The organism is Ruegeria sp. CI5 (assembly GCF_056536885.1).
The window spans coordinates 320,087-336,441 of record NZ_JBQFQN010000002.1 but is presented as its reverse complement, the minus strand read 5'-3'; the positions used below and the strand labels follow the sequence as shown (position 1 = coordinate 336,441).

15 protein-coding genes are annotated in these 16,355 nt (G+C 62.7%); 7 read left to right on the top strand and 8 right to left on the bottom strand.

The window, feature by feature from the left end:
- Positions 1 to 78 precede the first annotated feature (78 nt).
- On the top strand, positions 79 to 1,629 hold the full coding sequence (locus ACR0BA_RS10350) for a trimethylamine methyltransferase family protein (RefSeq protein WP_480727819.1): 1,551 nt from the start codon (positions 79 to 81) through the stop codon (positions 1,627 to 1,629).
- 42 nt (positions 1,630 to 1,671) lie between these two features.
- On the opposite strand, the gene ACR0BA_RS10345 is transcribed toward ACR0BA_RS10350, so the two are convergent.
- The 7 genes from ACR0BA_RS10345 to ACR0BA_RS10315 form a co-directional block, all read right to left on the bottom strand.
- Positions 1,672 to 3,012 (bottom strand): NAD(P)/FAD-dependent oxidoreductase, encoded by a 1,341-nt coding sequence (locus tag ACR0BA_RS10345; protein ID WP_480727817.1) that lies wholly within the window; start codon positions 3,010 to 3,012, stop codon positions 1,672 to 1,674.
- Positions 3,009 to 4,505 (bottom strand): aldehyde dehydrogenase, encoded by a 1,497-nt coding sequence (locus ACR0BA_RS10340; protein ID WP_480727815.1) that lies wholly within the window; start codon positions 4,503 to 4,505, stop codon positions 3,009 to 3,011. The genes ACR0BA_RS10345 and ACR0BA_RS10340 overlap by 4 nt, the downstream gene beginning before the upstream one ends.
- A gap of 3 nt (positions 4,506 to 4,508) precedes the next feature.
- Complete coding sequence (locus ACR0BA_RS10335) at positions 4,509 to 5,426, bottom strand: dihydrodipicolinate synthase family protein (RefSeq protein ID WP_170444875.1); 918 nt, start codon at positions 5,424 to 5,426, stop codon at positions 4,509 to 4,511.
- A 152-nt stretch (positions 5,427 to 5,578) separates the two neighbouring features.
- Positions 5,579 to 6,730, bottom strand: a complete 1,152-nt coding sequence (gene nagA / locus ACR0BA_RS10330) for an N-acetylglucosamine-6-phosphate deacetylase (RefSeq protein WP_480727813.1) — start codon at positions 6,728 to 6,730, stop codon at positions 5,579 to 5,581.
- Positions 6,727 to 7,758 (bottom strand): SIS domain-containing protein, encoded by a 1,032-nt coding sequence (locus ACR0BA_RS10325; protein ID WP_480727812.1) that lies wholly within the window; start codon positions 7,756 to 7,758, stop codon positions 6,727 to 6,729. The genes nagA and ACR0BA_RS10325 overlap by 4 nt, the downstream gene beginning before the upstream one ends.
- A gap of 8 nt (positions 7,759 to 7,766) precedes the next feature.
- Positions 7,767 to 8,534 carry a GntR family transcriptional regulator gene (locus ACR0BA_RS10320; protein ID WP_170341797.1) on the bottom strand — a complete coding sequence of 256 codons (768 nt, stop codon included), beginning with the start codon at positions 8,532 to 8,534 and terminating at the stop codon, positions 7,767 to 7,769.
- Positions 8,531 to 9,418: a glucosamine kinase nucleotide-binding domain-containing protein gene (locus ACR0BA_RS10315; RefSeq protein WP_480727810.1), complete on the bottom strand. Its 888-nt coding sequence runs from the start codon at positions 9,416 to 9,418 to the stop codon at positions 8,531 to 8,533. Before ACR0BA_RS10315 ends, ACR0BA_RS10320 begins: the two co-directional genes overlap by 4 nt.
- Positions 9,419 to 9,575: 157 nt before the next feature.
- Here ACR0BA_RS10315 and ACR0BA_RS10310 point away from each other — a divergent pair, with 157 nt between their 5' ends.
- From ACR0BA_RS10310 to ACR0BA_RS10285, 6 genes are all read left to right on the top strand, one after another.
- On the top strand, positions 9,576 to 10,469 hold the full coding sequence (locus tag ACR0BA_RS10310; RefSeq protein WP_480727809.1) for an N-acetylmuramic acid 6-phosphate etherase: 894 nt from the start codon (positions 9,576 to 9,578) through the stop codon (positions 10,467 to 10,469).
- 31 nt (positions 10,470 to 10,500) lie between these two features.
- The gene (locus ACR0BA_RS10305; protein WP_480727808.1) at positions 10,501 to 11,751 is read left to right on the top strand and encodes an ABC transporter substrate-binding protein; all 1,251 of its coding nucleotides are present in this window, start codon (positions 10,501 to 10,503) and stop codon (positions 11,749 to 11,751) included.
- A 68-nt stretch (positions 11,752 to 11,819) separates the two neighbouring features.
- Entirely contained in the window at positions 11,820 to 12,734 is a 915-nt protein-coding gene (locus ACR0BA_RS10300) for a carbohydrate ABC transporter permease (RefSeq protein ID WP_093963180.1), read from the top strand.
- A 14-nt stretch (positions 12,735 to 12,748) separates the two neighbouring features.
- A complete protein-coding gene (locus ACR0BA_RS10295; protein ID WP_170341791.1) occupies positions 12,749 to 13,588 on the top strand; it encodes a carbohydrate ABC transporter permease in 840 nt (279 codons plus the stop codon).
- Positions 13,585 to 14,613: a Gfo/Idh/MocA family protein gene (locus tag ACR0BA_RS10290; RefSeq protein WP_480727806.1), complete on the top strand. Its 1,029-nt coding sequence runs from the start codon at positions 13,585 to 13,587 to the stop codon at positions 14,611 to 14,613. Before ACR0BA_RS10295 ends, ACR0BA_RS10290 begins: the two co-directional genes overlap by 4 nt.
- 1 nt (position 14,614) lies before the next feature.
- A complete protein-coding gene (locus tag ACR0BA_RS10285) occupies positions 14,615 to 15,610 on the top strand; it encodes an ABC transporter ATP-binding protein (protein WP_170366031.1) in 996 nt (331 codons plus the stop codon).
- A gap of 10 nt (positions 15,611 to 15,620) precedes the next feature.
- Here the strand turns inward: ACR0BA_RS10285 and ACR0BA_RS10280 are convergent, their stop codons facing one another.
- Positions 15,621 to 16,322: a Crp/Fnr family transcriptional regulator gene (locus tag ACR0BA_RS10280; RefSeq protein WP_170359769.1), complete on the bottom strand. Its 702-nt coding sequence runs from the start codon at positions 16,320 to 16,322 to the stop codon at positions 15,621 to 15,623.
- Positions 16,323 to 16,355: the final 33 nt, after the last annotated feature.

The window sequence follows — 16,355 nt, the reverse complement described above, 5'->3', positions numbered from 1 at the left end:
CATTCCGCAACAGTATTTCGCAATCCTGCAGGTCGCGCCCACGGTCGGCGGTCAGACTGGTGTCAAAGGAGGCCCAGAATGACCCAGACCGCCACCCGCGCCCGAACCGGAGGCCGCGCCGCCCGCCGCGCACTGCGCACCGCGCCCTGCTTTGACATGTTGCCGGGTCTGACCCGCAACATCCCGCTGTGCGAGGTGATGGACGGATCACAGGTCGAGCGGATCGACGCGGCCTCTATGGATATCCTCGAAAACGTGGGCGTGCAGTTCCGCGACCCGATCGCGCTGGCCGACTGGAAGGCGGCTGGTGCCAAAGTCGGCGGCGAGCGGGTGTATCTTGATCGCGGGCTGGTCCGCGACTTGATCGCGACGATCCCGTCGGATTTCACCTATCACGCCCGTGACCCGCACAAGAATGTGCGCCTCGGCGGGCCGCACGCGATCTTCGTGCCGATGACCGGCGCGCCGTTTCTGCGCGATCTCGACGACGTACGCCGCAACCCAACGCTGGACGATCTGGCGATGTTCCACAAGCTCAGCCACATGCTGCCGGCGCTGCATTCCTCGGCTCACCACATCGTCGAGCCCTATGACCACCCGATCAGCCAGCGCCACCTGCGCATCACCTATTCGTCGATGAAATATTCCGACAAGACCTTTATGGGCATGACCACCTCGCCCAGAAACGCCGAGGACGTGATGGAGATGTGCGCGATCCTGTTCGGCGCAAAGTTCATGGAGGATCACCCGGTCACCACCGGCAACTGCAACGGCAACTCGCCGCTGGTCTGGGACGAGACCATGCTGGGGGCGATGCGCGCCTTCTGCCGCCGCAACCAGCCGGTGCTGTGCTCGCCCTTCGTGCTGGGCGGGGCCAACACGCCGGCCAGCGTGCCGGCGACGGTCGCGCAGCTGAACGCCGAGGCGCTGAGCGCGCTGGCCTATACGCAGGTGATCCGGCGTGGCTGTCCGGCGATCTACGGTCATTACCTGTCGACCGTCAGCATGAAATCCGGCGCGCCGATGGCGGGCACGCCCGAAATCAGCCTGATGAACTTCATGATCGGCCAGATGGCCCGGCACTACGGCGTGCCCTGGCGCAGCTCGAACACGCTGGGCGGGGCCAAGACATTCGATGCGCAGGCGGGCTACGAATCCGCCACCACGCTGTCGGCGGTGATCCATGCGGGGGCCAATTACATCTGGCATTCGGCGGGCTGGAACGAGGCCGGGATGCATTGTTCGACCGCCAAGTTCGTTGTCGATGCCGAGCAATGCGCCATGGCCTACCGCATGGCCGAGGGCCCGAAATGGCACGATTTCGACGAGGCCGTTGCCGCCGTGTCCGATATCGGCCCCGGCGGCCACTATCTGGGCCATCCGCACACGCAGGACAATTTCCAAGAGGCGTTCTTCATGCCCGAACTGTTCGACAACAACTCGATCGAACAATGGGTGGCCGAGGGCGAGGTCGAGATCACCGAGCGCGCCCTGAACCACGCCCGCAAGCTGCTGGCCGAGTATCAAGAGCCCCGCCTGGACCCGGCCACCGACGAGGCGCTATGCGACTACATCGCCCGGCGCGAGCGGGAGATCCCCGCCGCCGACGAGTTGAACCAGCACTGTTAGGAAACACTCCACTTGCCCGCCTGCCTGTCAGGCGGGCCTTTTTCATTCGTTGCGCGCGCGCCATTCCTTCCAGCGCAGCACCATGTTGGCGCCGATTTCGGACAACGGTCGGGGCGGCAGGCGTTTGGGACGGTCCTCGGCTCCGAAATGCTCGCTGATCCCGGACCGCACGCCACAGGCCATTTCGGCCGCGGCGATCCCGGTCAGGGTACCGCGCGCGGTGCCCAACCCGTTCTGGACGCAGGCGGAATAAACGCCGGTCTCGATCTCGCGGGTGACCGAGACGCCGTTCAGGCTCAGGCACAGATGACCGGCCCATTCGTACTCCATCGCGATGCCGCACAACTGCGGAAAGCGCCGGTCGAATTTGCGCCGCATCACCGCAGCTGCGCGCCGCAGGTCCGCTGCCCGCGCCTCCATGCCCGGGCGCATCACGGCGCAGGTGCGGGTGATGATCCGGTTGCCGCCCTGCCCGGTGTCGATCCGGCGCATGGTGGTGCCCATCGGATCGGACGGGGTCACGCCCCAGCGCGGCTGACCACCCAACCGGGCCAGCGCATCGGCCTCCAGTTCGCGCGTCATCGCCGCGAACAGAAACAGCTGCATCAGCCGGCCACGTTCCACCCCGAAACTTTCCAGATGGCCGTTCACCGACAGGATCAGCCGGCCGGTCGAGACCTGCCCGCGCGTGGTCTGCACGCGCCAGCCCGCCCCGTCGCGCTGGAACCCCGTGACCGCACTGTTTTCAAAAAACTGCACCCCATCGGCCGCCAACCCCGCCGCCAAACCGCGCACATAACCCGCCGGATGCAGCATGACCGTGCCCGGCGTGTACAGCCCCGAGACATAGTGCCCGGACCCGGTGAGTTCCTGCATCTGCTGCCGGTCCAGCATCTCGGATCGCTCGCCGAGGCTGTCCAGATGGCGGGCATAGCTTTGGTTGTGCGCGTGTCCCGCCGTGCTGGCCGCGCCGTTCACCTTGCCCGCCGGATCGAAATAATTGGGGTCGATGCCGTATTCCTCGACCGCCGCGCGGGCAAAGGCGATGGCCCGGCGGTTCAGCCCGATCATCGCCCGGTCATCGCCCGCCCCGGCATAGTCGTCCGAGGCCAGATCATGTGGCAGATCGATCATGAAGCCAGAGTTGCGCCCCGCCGCGCCTTCCGCCACGCGCCCGGCTTCAAGCACCACGATCCGCGCATCGGGCGCCAGTTGCCGCAAACGCCGCGCCGCAGACAGCCCGGCAAAGCCTGCGCCCACGATGGTGAAATCGGCGGTGATATTTTCCGAAAGCTGCCGCGCGGGATGTTGCGGGCCCAGCAGGGCATTCCACGCCGCCGGACCGCGCTGTACCGGCAGGCGGCAAGCGGTGAACCGCGTCAATCCACCGCCTCGTCGGCATCATCCGACAGGTCGATCCACAGTGTCTTCAGCTGCGTGTACTGGTCGTGCGCGTGCAGCCCGTTGTCCCGCCCGCCAAAGCCCGACTGCTTGTAGCCGCCGAACGGGGTCGAGATGTCGCCCTCGCCAAAGCTGTTCACCGTCACGGTTCCGGCCCGGATCGCGCGGGCACCGCGCAGGGCACGCTTGGCATTGGCGGTGAATAGCGACGCGCACAGCCCATATGGCGTGTCATTGGCCATCGCGATGGCCTCATCGAACCCCGCGACCTCGATCACCGACAGGACCGGCCCAAAGATTTCCTCGCGCGCCAGCGGCGCGTCATTGTCCGGCAGCTCAACCACGGTTGCCTCAACGAACCCGTTTTCGGCCTTGCCGCCCAGAAGGACTGATCGGGCCTTGTCCAGATAGCCGCAGACCTTGTTGAAATGGTCTTTGCTGACCAGCGCGCCCAGCCGGGTTGCAGGGTCCAGCGGGTCGCCCACGTTCCACTGGCGGGCATGATGGGCGACGCGCTCCAGCAACTCGGGTTTGACCGCACGGTGCGCAATCAGGCGCGACGTGGCCGAGCAGTTCTCGCCCATGTTCCAGAACGCCCCGTTCACCACATGGGCGGCAACCCGGTCGAGGTTCTCGGCATCCTCCAGCACGATGGCCGGGTTCTTGCCGCCCATTTCCAGCACCACCTCCTTGGCGTTGCTTTCGGCGGCATAGGACAGGAATTTCTTGCCCGTTACGGTCGAGCCGGTGAAGGACACCATGTCGACATCCATATGCCGCCCGATGGGTTCGCCCACCTCGGCGCCGCCACCCGGAACCACGTTCAGAACCCCGCGCGGCAGCCCGGCCTCGGCCGCCAGTTCGGCCAGACGCAGCGCGGTCAGCGGGGTTTCCATCGCCGGCTTTACCACCACCGAGCACCCGGCCGCCAGCGCCGGGCCGATCTTCCAGGCCAGCATCAGCAAGGGGAAGTTCCACGGCAGCACCAGCCCCACCACCCCGACCGGTTCGCGCAGGATCATCGCGATGTGGTCGTCGCTGGCAGGCGCGACCTGGTCATAGATCTTGTCAATCGCCTCGGCGTGCCATTTCAGGCAGTGGATCGCCTCGGGCACATCCACGGTTTCGCAGTCAAAGATGGTCTTGCCGCTGTCGATGCTTTCCATCACCGCCAGTTCGCGGGCATTGCGGGTCATCAGCTTGGCCAGGCGGATCAGCACATCCTTGCGCGCCGACGGGTGCAGGCGCGACCAGCGGCCATCGTCGAAGGACCCGCGAGCCTTTTCCACGGCCAGGTCCACATCGGCGGCGGCGCAGGCCGCGACCTCGGTCAGCACCGCGCCTGTGGCCGGGTTCACCGTGGGAAACACCGCGCCCGAGATCGCCGGGCGATAGCCGCCGTCGATGAAAGCGCCGGTGGGCAGGTTCAGCCCGGCGGCGATGGATGCGTATTCATCCCGTGTCAGCAAGCCCATGCCTCAGCCCTCCGCCATGATGTCTGCGATCTTGCGTTTCAGCACCCGGGTCACCTGTTCCAGCGCGCGCTTGTCATCCTTGTTCAGCCCCTTCAGAGGCGGCCGAACCGCGCCCGCCGGGATGCCGTTCATCGTGACCCCATGCTTGATGGTCTGGATGAACTTGCCGCCCTGTTCGAGGACCCGCATCAACGGCATCAGCGCCGACATAATCCGGCGGCCCTTGGCGAAATCGCCTTGCAGCGCGCAGGTCTCATACAGCGCTACATGCTCACGCGGCAGAAAATTCGACCCGCCACAGACCCAGAACGGCGCACCCCAGGCGAAGAATTCCAGCGCCTGATCGTCCATGCCGCAGCCCAGCTGGATATGCGGATAGTCCCGCGCCAGCATGTGTACGCGGTTGATGTCGCCCGAGCTTTCCTTGATGCCGCAGAAATTGCGGCTGCGCCCCACACGGTCGAGGAACTCAGCCCCCATCATCGTGCCGGTGCGGTGCGGATAATTGTACAGCATCACCGGCAGATCGGCCGCCTTGTCGATGGCCAGCGCATTAAGGGCGTTTTCCCGGTCCGTCGGTACCGAATAGGGCGGGCTGGCCAGCAGGATGGCATCGGCCCCGATCTGGCGCGCGCCTTGGGCCAACGCGATCGAATCCGGCGTCAACATCGCGCCGGTCCCGACCACCAAAGGCAGACGACCTTTCAATCGCTGGTGAGTGAAACGCGCCAGTTCCAGCCTTTCATCAACGGTCTGGGCATAGTTTTCGCCCGTGGACCCGCCCGAGATCAGACCGTGCACGCCATTCTCGACCAGGTATTCGATCACCTCGGCCAAGGCATCCCAATCGACGCTATAATCATCCGCATAGGGCGTCACCACCGGGGTATAGATCCCCTGAAATCTGAACACGGGCGTCATCTCAATCCTCTTGCCGGGCACGCGTGAAGCTTGCGCCCGACACCAAGGCTAAGAAAAATACAAGATGTGCACAATGTAGATTCCCGACATGAACGGCCCAGGGTCCGACATGTCGAGGAAAATCAGACGACCATGGGTCGCCGTGGACACCGTCAGTCCAGTGCCTGACCTTCCTGCCAGACCCGGAGAAGCCCATGATCGGAGACATGCAGCACATTGGCGCGGGCACCGGCCGCCAAACGGCCAAGATCCGATCTACCGATCAAGTCCGCAGGCAACCGGGTCGCCATGTCGAAAGCAGCTTGCAAAGGCAGTTGCGCAAATGCAACCACGTTGCGAACCGCGTCCAACAGCTCGAGATGCGCACCGGCGAGCGTTCCATCGGCGAGGGTCAACCGGTTGCCGTCGCGCAAGATCTGCCGTCCGTTCAGCAGGAAGCTGTCGATATCCGATCCGGCGGTCGCCATCGCGTCGCTGACAAGGAAGACACTACCCGGCCCATTTTTTGCCCGGATGGCATTGCGCACTGAAACCGGGTGGACGTGAATTCCATCAGCGATCAGGCCCGCAGACAGCTCGCCAAGCGCCAGCGCCGCGCCTACGACGCCGGGCTCTCGGTTACCCATCTGGCTCTGAGCATTGAACAAATGTGTGACGCAACGCGCCCCGGCCTGAGCCGCTTTCTGACAGGTTTCAAAACTCGCATCCGTATGGCCCAGCGAGACGACGATCCCCGCTTGGGTCATGGCGTGTATCTGATCATCCGTCACGCTTTCCGGCGCCACCGTAACCTTGAGAATCGGCAACCGCGCGACTGTATCCAGCAACAAATCCAGATCAGCCTGCGCCATCGGTCGGATCAGGGCAGCATCATGTGCACCCTTGCGGGCTTGGGACAGGTGCGGACCTTCCAGATGAAGCCCGACAATGCCGGCAATACCTTCGTTCACGGCGGCAATCGTGGCCGCGATGGCCCGCCGCGTGACCCCAGGCGTATCCGTGATCAGCGTTGGCAAGATCGACGTTGCTCCGATACGCGCATGTGCCACCGACATGGTGCGGAGCGTTTCCAGATCGGGGGCGTTGTTCAGCATTGCCCCGCCGCCGCCATTGACCTGCAGATCGACGAAGCCCGGAACCAGCAGGCCACCGTCAAGCTGCGACACCCTCGCTGTGCCAGGAGTGTCGGAGACGGGCTTCACGCCCTCGATACGCCCTTCCGCGAACAGAAGGGTATGATCCTGCAGCATACCTGCAGGGGTCAGAATGTCCGCGCCCACCAGAGCCTGCAGTTCGCTGGTCATACGGTTTCCGTCACCTTGTTCAGATGCCGCGGTGCGTCCGGATCGATCCCGCGCGAGGCGGCGAAGGCCTCGACCATCGCGTAGAAGGAGACGATTAGGCTCAGCGGATCAGTCAGGGAATGCCCCGTGCGGACATGCGGAATGCGCGTCGCGGCATTAACCCTGTCCGTGGTCGCAAAGACACGGGCACCCTTGGCGCTGATTGCGTCGGCTACCTCCGCCAACGCAGGCTCCGCCGCATCTGCCGCTGCAAAGCTGAGTACCGGAAAGCCGTCCTCGACGATGGACACCGGCCCATGCAGAACCTCGGCCGAGGAATAGCTTTCAGCGTGCAACTGGCAGGTCTCCTTGAACTTCAGCGCAGCTTCGTTCGATACGGCCAGTGCCTGGCCCCGGCCAAGCGTGAACAAGGACGGGTGAGCACCGATTGCGTCACGCACTTCGGGCCAATCGATCCGGGCCGCCTGATCCAACTGCTCGGGCAGGTCGCGCAACGCGGCCAGCAACGCCGCATCCTGCCCCCACTCTGCCAACAGCCACAAGCCGGCCACCGCCGAAGTGACGAAGGTCTTGGTGGCCGCAACACTCAGTTCGGGGCCCGCCTGTATATCTATGGCGTGATCGCTGACTTCGGCCAACGGTGAAGCCGCGTCGTTGGTCAACGCTACTGTCAATGCGCCGTCGCGTCGGGCATTGCGGGCCATGGCCACGATGTCGGGGCTTTTGCCGGATTGCGACACCGACAGGCACATCGCCCGGCGCATGCGCAGAACCGAGTCGTAGATCGATCCGATCGACGGCCCGACCGAGGCCACCGGCACACCCAACAGGATTTCCGAGGCGTATTTGAGATAGGTGCAGACGTGATCGGAAGACCCGCGTGCGACCGTCACGACAAATGTAGGGTCCAGTTCGCGGGCAACCGAGGCGACCGCCTCAATGTCGGTCTGGCCCCGACTCAGAAGCCTCTCTACGGCCACGGGGATTTCATCAATTTCCCGGCGCATCCGGGTGATCTGCTGTTGCATGATGTGTCCTAGCTGTTGGCCAACCGCAATTCGGCGACAAAATCATAGGCGTCGCCGCGATAGATCGACCGAGTGAATTCAACGACCCGCCGATTGGACAGGTATGATGTACGAACGATGCGAAGCCCGGCCGCACCGGGTTCGACCCCAAGCAAACCCGCGTCGGCGCTGTCCAGATTGATCGCCGATATGCGCTGCAGCGCCCGTACGGGCCGGTTTCCATCCCGCTCCAAGACTTCGTACAAGGAGGCTTCGACCTCCTGCGGGCGCGGCAGAATGTCGATTGGCAGCGAGGCCCGTTCGATCGCCATGGGCCGATCGTTGGCCATACGCAGGCGCGAGATGCGCGCGACCGCTTCGCCCGAGGACAGGGCCAGCGCCATCACCTCCTCGGGCGACGGAGTGTGAACACCGCGCTCGAGCCACTCGCTTGAGGATTCAAGACCGCGTCGGTTCATGTCCTCGGTGAACGAGGTCAGCCGTGACAGGGATTGCTCGACCCGAGGCGTTCCGTCGGCCACAAAACTGCCCGAGCCTTGGCGCTGAATGACGATTCCCCGATCTACCAGATCCTGCATCGCCCGACGCACGGTGACGCGGGAAAGGCCCGTCAGGTTTGCGATCTCGCGTTCGGCCGGCAGCGGTGCACTTTCCGCCAACAGACCGTTCTCGATGCCCTCTTCGATCCGCTTGCGCAACCGAACGTACCGCGGCCCCACGGCCTGCTGCATCCAGTCACCGGTCCTGAGGAAGGTTTCGATCGTTTCGGCGGTCATGCTGCCCCCAATCTGGCGCGCTCGGCCAGCTGTGCGGCGAGCTGCAGCGCCCCGTCAAGGGCGGTGCCCGCAGGTTCGATCATCGCGCTCTGCACCTCGGCGGAAAGATAGTCGACGTAATGCGATGCCACCCCGCCTACTACACAGACCGGCTCGGCATCATCGCGACCAAGGGCCTGAAGCCCTGCAGCGACATAGTCGGCGCCCTCGCGCATCAGGGCCACGGCCACCACATCGCCTTTTTGAGCCGCCGCAATGACCTCGGGCGCGAAGTCTGCGATTTCGGCCGGCCGTGCCTGCCCCGCAAATCGCACGATCTGCATCGGGTCTTCGTCAAAACGTCTGCGTATGGACCGCGTCAGCGCGCTGTCGGGGATTATTGCGTCCGCTGCAAGCAACACCCGCCGCAGCAGCTGCTGTCCCAGCCAATACCCGGACGCATCATCACCGATGAGCGCCCCATATCCGCCAATCAACCGGATTTCGCCATTGCTTTGCCGCGCCAGGAACGATCCGGTGCCGATCCCGATCAAACATCCATCGACCGGCCCCAACGCCCCAACCACGGCCGAGCGGCGGTCATCCTCGACCTGCACAATGCGCGATGGCAGGTGCCGTGCGATTTCAGCGCCTGTGTCCGCGTCGGTCACGCCAGCAAGCCCTGCGTAGATCGGAATCCCGGTCAAAGCCGCTTCGGGCATCGCAGCACGCTCGGCCAGTGCCCGCAGCCCGGCATTCAGCGTTGAGATAGCCGCCGCGCGATCCGAATAGACATTGGCGCTTCCCAGAACCAGATCATGCCGCCCGGTGGGGCCGGCCATGGCAAACCGGCAGCGCGTACCGCCACCGTCAATTGCAATGAGATATGGGAGGGACTCATCCATATAGATACCTTTACAATACCTTTCGGATGAAAAAAAGACCTCTTGTGGCCAAGACTCGCTATTTTTTGCGCTTTTTTGTGAGTATTTGGTGATATGAAACGAATGGTAGACAAAAGGTATTATATAGGTATTATCTTCGGTGCCAAAGGGGAATCACATGACGCCGCACATGCTGCCGCAAACCGAAATGCTGCGCGACGAATCCGAGGGGCTGGACCTGCGCCCGGACGCCGAAGTTCTGCGCCTGCTGCTGGATGCGCAGAAAGCCGCGCTGAACGGGCTGGATGCTTGCCTTCCGGATATCTCGAGAGGTGCGGCATTGATGGCAGAAACCATCCGCGCCGGCGGGCGGCTCTATTATGCCGCCGCCGGGTCGTCCGGGCTGATGGGCTTGGCCGATGGGGCGGAAATACCGGGAACATTCGGCCTGTCGCCAGATTCGATCGCCATCTGCATGGCCGGCGGCATACCAACCGGGGCAGAGATGCCGGGCCACACCGAAGATGACACTCGGACGGCCGAAATCGCCGCTGCCGACCTCCGCCCCACAGACACGGTGATCGCGATATCCGCCAGCGGCACCACGCCCTACCCGTTGACCTTTGCCGGAATTGCAAAGTCCCGCGGCGCCAAAACTATCTGCATCGCCAACAACGCCGACGCACCCCTGTTCGAGCACGCCGATTGCGCAATTTGCCTGAACACCCCGCCCGAAGTCATTGCCGGATCGACCCGACTGGGCGCCGCAACCGCGCAAAAGGCGGCGCTCAACATGCTCTCGACCCTCATGGGTGTCAGGTTGGGCCATGTACATGACGGCATGATGGTCAACGTGGTCGCCGACAATGCCAAGCTGCGTCAGCGCGCAGAAGGAATCATCCGGAACATAACCGGCGCCACACCTCAGCGCGCCGCTGATGCCCTGGATCGCGCCGAAGGCAACCTGAAGCTTGCCGTACTTTTGGCCGCCGGTGCCGCAACACCGGCGCAGGCCAGTGAACTGCTGACGGCATCGGGCGGTCATCTGCGCCCTGCGTTGGACCAGATTTGAACCAAGAAGAAGACCAAAGGGAGAATACATCATGAGAATAACCACACTGACCGCCGTGCTACTGGCGTCATCGGCCCTGGCCGGTGCGGCAATGGCCGAAACCACGCTGACCATCGAGAGCTGGCGCAACGACGACCTGGCCCTGTGGCAAGAAAAGATCATCCCGGCCTTTGAGGCCAAGCATCCCGACATCAAGATCAAGTTCACCCCGTCGGCCCCGGCGGAATACAACGCCGCCCTGAACGCCAAACTGGATGCCGGTTCGGCCGGAGACCTGATTACCTGCCGTCCCTTCGACACCTCACTTGGCCTGTACGAGGCAGGCAAACTGGCCGATCTTTCTGACCTGGAAGGCATGGCAAATTTCTCGGACGTCGCCAAATCGGCGTGGCAGACCGATGACGGATCGGCCACCTTCTGCGTGCCGATGGCCTCGGTGATCCACGGATTCATCTACAACAAGGACGCGTTCGACGAGCTGGGCCTGTCGGTTCCGGAAACCGAAGCCGAGTTCTTTGCCGTTCTGGACAAGATCAAGGAAGACGGCACCTATATCCCCATGGCCATGGGCACCAATGACCAGTGGGAAGCGGCCACCATGGGTTACAACAACATCGGGCCGAACTACTGGAAGGGCGAAGAAGGTCGCCTCGCCTTGATCGAAGGTTCTCAGAAACTGACGGACGAGCCGTGGGTCGCCCCCTACCGCCAGCTGGCCAAATGGGGCGCCTATCTGGGCGACGGGTTCGAAGCGCAGACCTATCCCGACAGCCAGAACCTGTTCACGCTGGGCCGCGCCGCCATCTATCCGGCCGGCAGCTGGGAGATCAGCGGCTTCAACAACCTGGCCGAATTCGAAATGGGCGCCTTCAAGCCGCCGGTCCAGAATGCCGGGGACGAGTGCTATATCTCGGATCACACCGACATCGCCATTGGCCTGAACGCAGCGTCGCCCAACGCCGATGCGGCACGCACCTTCCTGAACTGGGTCGGGTCCGAGGAATTCGCGCAGATCTATGCAAACGCGCTGCCCGGGTTCTTCTCGCTCTCCAGCTTCGACGTAGCGATGGAGGACCCATTGGCGCAGGAATTCGTCAGCTGGCGGAACGAGTGCAACTCGACCATCCGGTCCACCTATCAGATCCTGTCGCGTGGAACGCCCAACCTTGAGAACGAGACCTGGAACGCATCGGCTCAGGTGATCAAGGGCGAGGAATCGCCCGAGGACGCCGGCAAGCGCCTGCAGGACGGGTTGGCCAGCTGGTACCCCCCGCACCAGTAACCCGTCTTTCGTAACGCAAACGGCTCTGGCCAGGCGGCCAGAGCCACCCTGAGCTTTCGAGGAACAACATGGGCAATCGCCGGATCAAATGGCACATCGTGGTGTTTCTGGCACCCGCAGTGCTGGTCTACTCGGCCGTCATGGTCTTTCCGCTCTTCAACACGCTGCGGCTGGCACTGTACACCGAGGTCGATCAGGCCCGTGTGTTCGTAGGCCTGGACAACTTCCGCACCCTGTTCGGCGACCCGATTTGGTCGGATGCGTTCTGGAACGCACTGGGCAACAATTTCTGGTTCTTCTTCATTCACATGCTGGTGCAGAATCCGATCGGGATCGCACTGGCGGCGATCCTCAGCCACCCACGCCTGCGCTTTGCGGCGTTTTACCGTTCGGCCATCTTCATCCCGACGATCCTGTCCTTCGTGATCGTTGGCTTCGCCTGGAAGCTGATCCTGTCGCCGATCTGGGGCATCGCCCCCGATATGCTGGCCGCGGTCGGACTCAAATCTCTGTTCGCGCCTTGGCTGGGCAAAGAGGAATACGCGCTGACCACGCTGGCCCTGATTTCGGTCTGGCAGTTCGTGGGCATTCCGATGATGTTGATCTATGCCGCCCTGCTGTCGATCCCCGAAGAGATCCTCGAGGCTGCCGAAGTCGAAGGCATCACCGGCATGTCCGCCTTCTGGAAGATCAAGCTTCCGCTGATCCTGCCTTCGATCGGCATCATCTCGATCCTGACATTTGTCGGCAATTTCAATGCGTTCGATCTGATATACGCATCTCAGGGTGCGCTGGCGGGGCCGGACTTCTCGACCGACATCCTTGGCACGTTCATGTACCGAACCTTCTTCGGCTTCCAATTGCAACTCGGTGACCCGCATATGGGATCGGCCATCGCAACGGGCATGTTCGCCATCATCCTGACGGGGGTCTGCATCTATCTGTTCCTGATCCAGACCCGCATCCGCCGGTATCAGTTCTGAGGGGCCCAAAGAGCATGAACAAAGCCCGCAGAAACCCCTTCAACATCGCTGCCATGCATGGCGCGCTGATCCTCTATACGCTGATCGCCCTGTTTCCGGTCTTCGTGATCGTGATCAACAGCTTCAAGTCGCGCAAGGCGATCTTCCGTGAACCGCTGGCCCTGCCCGATGCCGACTCGTTCTCGATGATCGGATACCAGACGGTGATGAAACAGGGCGACTTCTTCCTGTATTTCCAGAATTCGATGATTGTCACCGTCGTGTCGCTGTTCCTGATCCTGCTGTTCGGCGCAATGGCGGCTTTCGCGCTCAGCGAATACCGGTTCAAGGGCAACACGCTGATGGGCCTGTACCTTGCATTGGGCATCATGATTCCGATCCGCATCGGCACGGTCGCGATCCTTGACATGATGGTGGCGACCGGTCTGGTCAACACGCTGATGGCGCTGATCCTCGTCTACACCGCACAGGGCCTGCCGCTGGCCGTATTCATCCTGTCCGAGTTCATGCGGCAAGTCAGCGACGACCTCAAGAATGCAGGCCGCATCGACGGGCTGAGCGAATACACCATCTTCTTCCGCCTGGTTCTGCCTCTGGTGCGTCCGGCCATGGCGACCGTGGCCGTGTTCAACATGATCCCGATCTGGAACGACCTGTGGTTCCCGCTGATCCTGGCCCCGGCCGAAGAGACCAAGACCCTGACCCTCGGTAGCCAGGTCTTCATCGGTCAGTTCGTCACCGACTGGAACGCGGTGCTTTCGGCACTCAGCATGGCGATCCTGCCGGTCATGGTTCTGTATGTCATCTTCTCGCGGCAACTGATCCGCGGGATCACTTCGGGGGCGGTCAAATGATCCGGGTTCTGATCGCAGGTTTGGGAAACATGGGCCTCAGCCACGCGCTGGCGCATCATCACCATCCCGACGCCCAGATCGTGGGTCTGGTGAACCGATCCGGGACAGTGGATCACCCGGATTTGCAGGGGTATCCGGTCTTCACCGATTTCCATACGGCGCTTGCAGACACCAACCCTGATCTGGCCGTGATTGCCACCTATTCCGACAGCCATGCCGACTATGCCTGTGCCGCAATGGACGCCGGTGCGCATGTATTTGTCGAGAAACCCCTGGCCACCACGGTCGCAGACGCACGCCGTGTCGTCGAGAAGGCCACTGACGCCAACCGAAAGCTGGTGGTTGGTTACATCCTTCGGCATCACCCCTCGTGGATGCGGTTGATATCCGAGGCGCGTGACCTGGGCGGCCCCTATGTCTTTCGCCTGAACCTGAACCAGCAGTCCGACGGCCCGACATGGGAGACGCACAAGGCGCTGATGCAAACCACCTCACCTATCGTGGACTGCGGTGTGCATTACGTCGACGTCATGTGCCAGATTACCGATTCCCGGCCCGTTCGGGTCAACGGCATGGGCCTGCGTTTGTCAGATGAGATCGCGCCCGACATGTACAATTACGGCCAGTTCCAGGTGGTGTTCGAAGATGGCTCGGTTGGTTGGTATGAGGCCGGTTGGGGTCCGATGATGTCCGAAACGGCGTTCTTCGTGAAGGACATCGTTTCACCCAATGGCGCGGCTTCCATTACCGAAGGCAACAAGGGCGCATCCGACGATGTTGACGGCCACACGAAGGTGGGGGGAATTCTTGTGCACAAAGCCAGCGGCGACACCCTGATCGAGATGGATGGCGAACCCGGCCACCAGGAACTGTGCGACGCGGAACAAGCCTACATGCTGCAAACCATCGCGCAGGACATCGACCTGACCCGCCACATGAATGACGCGGTGCAATCCCTGCGGATCTGCCTTGCCGCCGACCAAAGCATTCGATCCGGCCAGCCGGTCGACCTGAAGGAGACGTGACGTGACCGCCCTGAAACTGACCAATGTGTGCAAGTCCTTCGGACAGGTGAACGTGCTGAAAAACATCGACCTGACCGTCGAGGAAAACGAATTCGTGGTCTTTGTAGGCCCCTCGGGATGCGGCAAGTCCACCCTGCTGCGCGTGATCGCGGGGCTTGAAGAGGCGACCTCGGGAACGGTCGAAATCGATGGCCAGACCGTCAACGAGGTCCCACCCGCCAAGCGCGGCATTGCAATGGTGTTCCAGTCCTATGCGCTGTATCCGCATCTGACTGTTCGGGGGAACATGGAACTGGGCTTGAAGCAGGCCGGGCATCCCAAGGACGAAATCGCGCGCCGCATCACCGAAGCCAGCCGCATGTTGTCACTGGATCCCTATCTTGAACGTCGCCCGGCCGAGTTGTCCGGCGGTCAGCGCCAGCGCGTCGCGATTGGCCGCGCGATCGTGCGGAACCCCAAACTGTTCCTGTTCGATGAACCGCTGTCGAACCTGGATGCCGCGTTGCGCCTGAACACCCGGGTCGAAATCGCAAACCTGCACCGCCAGATCGACGCCAGCATGATCTACGTGACCCACGACCAGACCGAGGCGATGACTTTGGCGGACAAGATCGTCGTGTTGCGGGACGGCCGAGTCGAACAGATCGGCAGCCCGATGGAGCTGTACAACAACCCCGCCAACCGGTTCGTGGCCGAGTTCATCGGATCTCCCGCGATGAATTTCGTGCCCGCCGATCGGGTCGGTGGATCTGGCCGGCAACTCATCGGCATTCGCCCTGAATACGCTCGCCTTGGGCAGTCGGGTCCGCTTTCAGGCACAGTCGTTCACGTGGAAAACCTTGGCGCAGATACCAACGTGTTGGTCGATATCGGTACCGAAAAGCCTTTTACCGTTCGGGCCTTTGGTCAGCATCAGGTGTCCCCGGGGACACAGGTCGGCATCGACTATGATCCGGCCAATGCACTGACCTTCGGAGAGGACGGGTTGCGGGTTTGACCGGGCGCGTTCAGCGCCCCCAATTGTCGGCCGGGTCGCTGTCGGCATAGTCTCGCAGCTGCGGAATGTTCGAGATTTCCGCGTGGTTGCGGTTGATCTTTACTCCCACCGCCTTGAGCCGTGAAAACGCACGGCTCAGGCTTTCGGGCTTCATGCCCAGACGCCCGGCGATCAGCATCTTGTCATAGGGCAGCTCGACTTCGCAGGCACCTTCGTCGCAGTCACACAGGTTCAGCAGGAACTCGGCTACCCGCTGCGCCCCGGTCTGGGCCTTGAGCTGTTCCAGCTGGGACACCAGCGAATGCAGATGGGTGAAGGTCGAAGCCAGGATCGATATCCCGATCTCGGGGTCGGTCTTCATCAAGGAAATCAGCACCGGGCTGGGAATGTGCATGATCTCGCAGGCCGAGACCGCCTCGGCCGAAACCGGATAGGGCACGTTGCGCAGCGCTACCGCTTCGCCAAAGCTTTCGCCGCGGGTAAAGACGCTGACCACGGCCTCAGCCCCGGTGGGCGACATGCGGAACAGCTTGACCCATCCGGCCAGCACCACATGCACGGCCTGGGCGCTTTCTTCCTGCACAAAGATCGTCTCGCCACGGTCATACTGACGCCAGATCGCGTGGCTCAGCAACGTTTCGACATGCTGATCCGGCAGGCTTTTGAGCAGCAGCGACTGCCGCGCAATGGCTTTTTGTGCTTCATGCGCCACGAAGGCATCCCCTTTTGTCCGGCCGAAAACCCG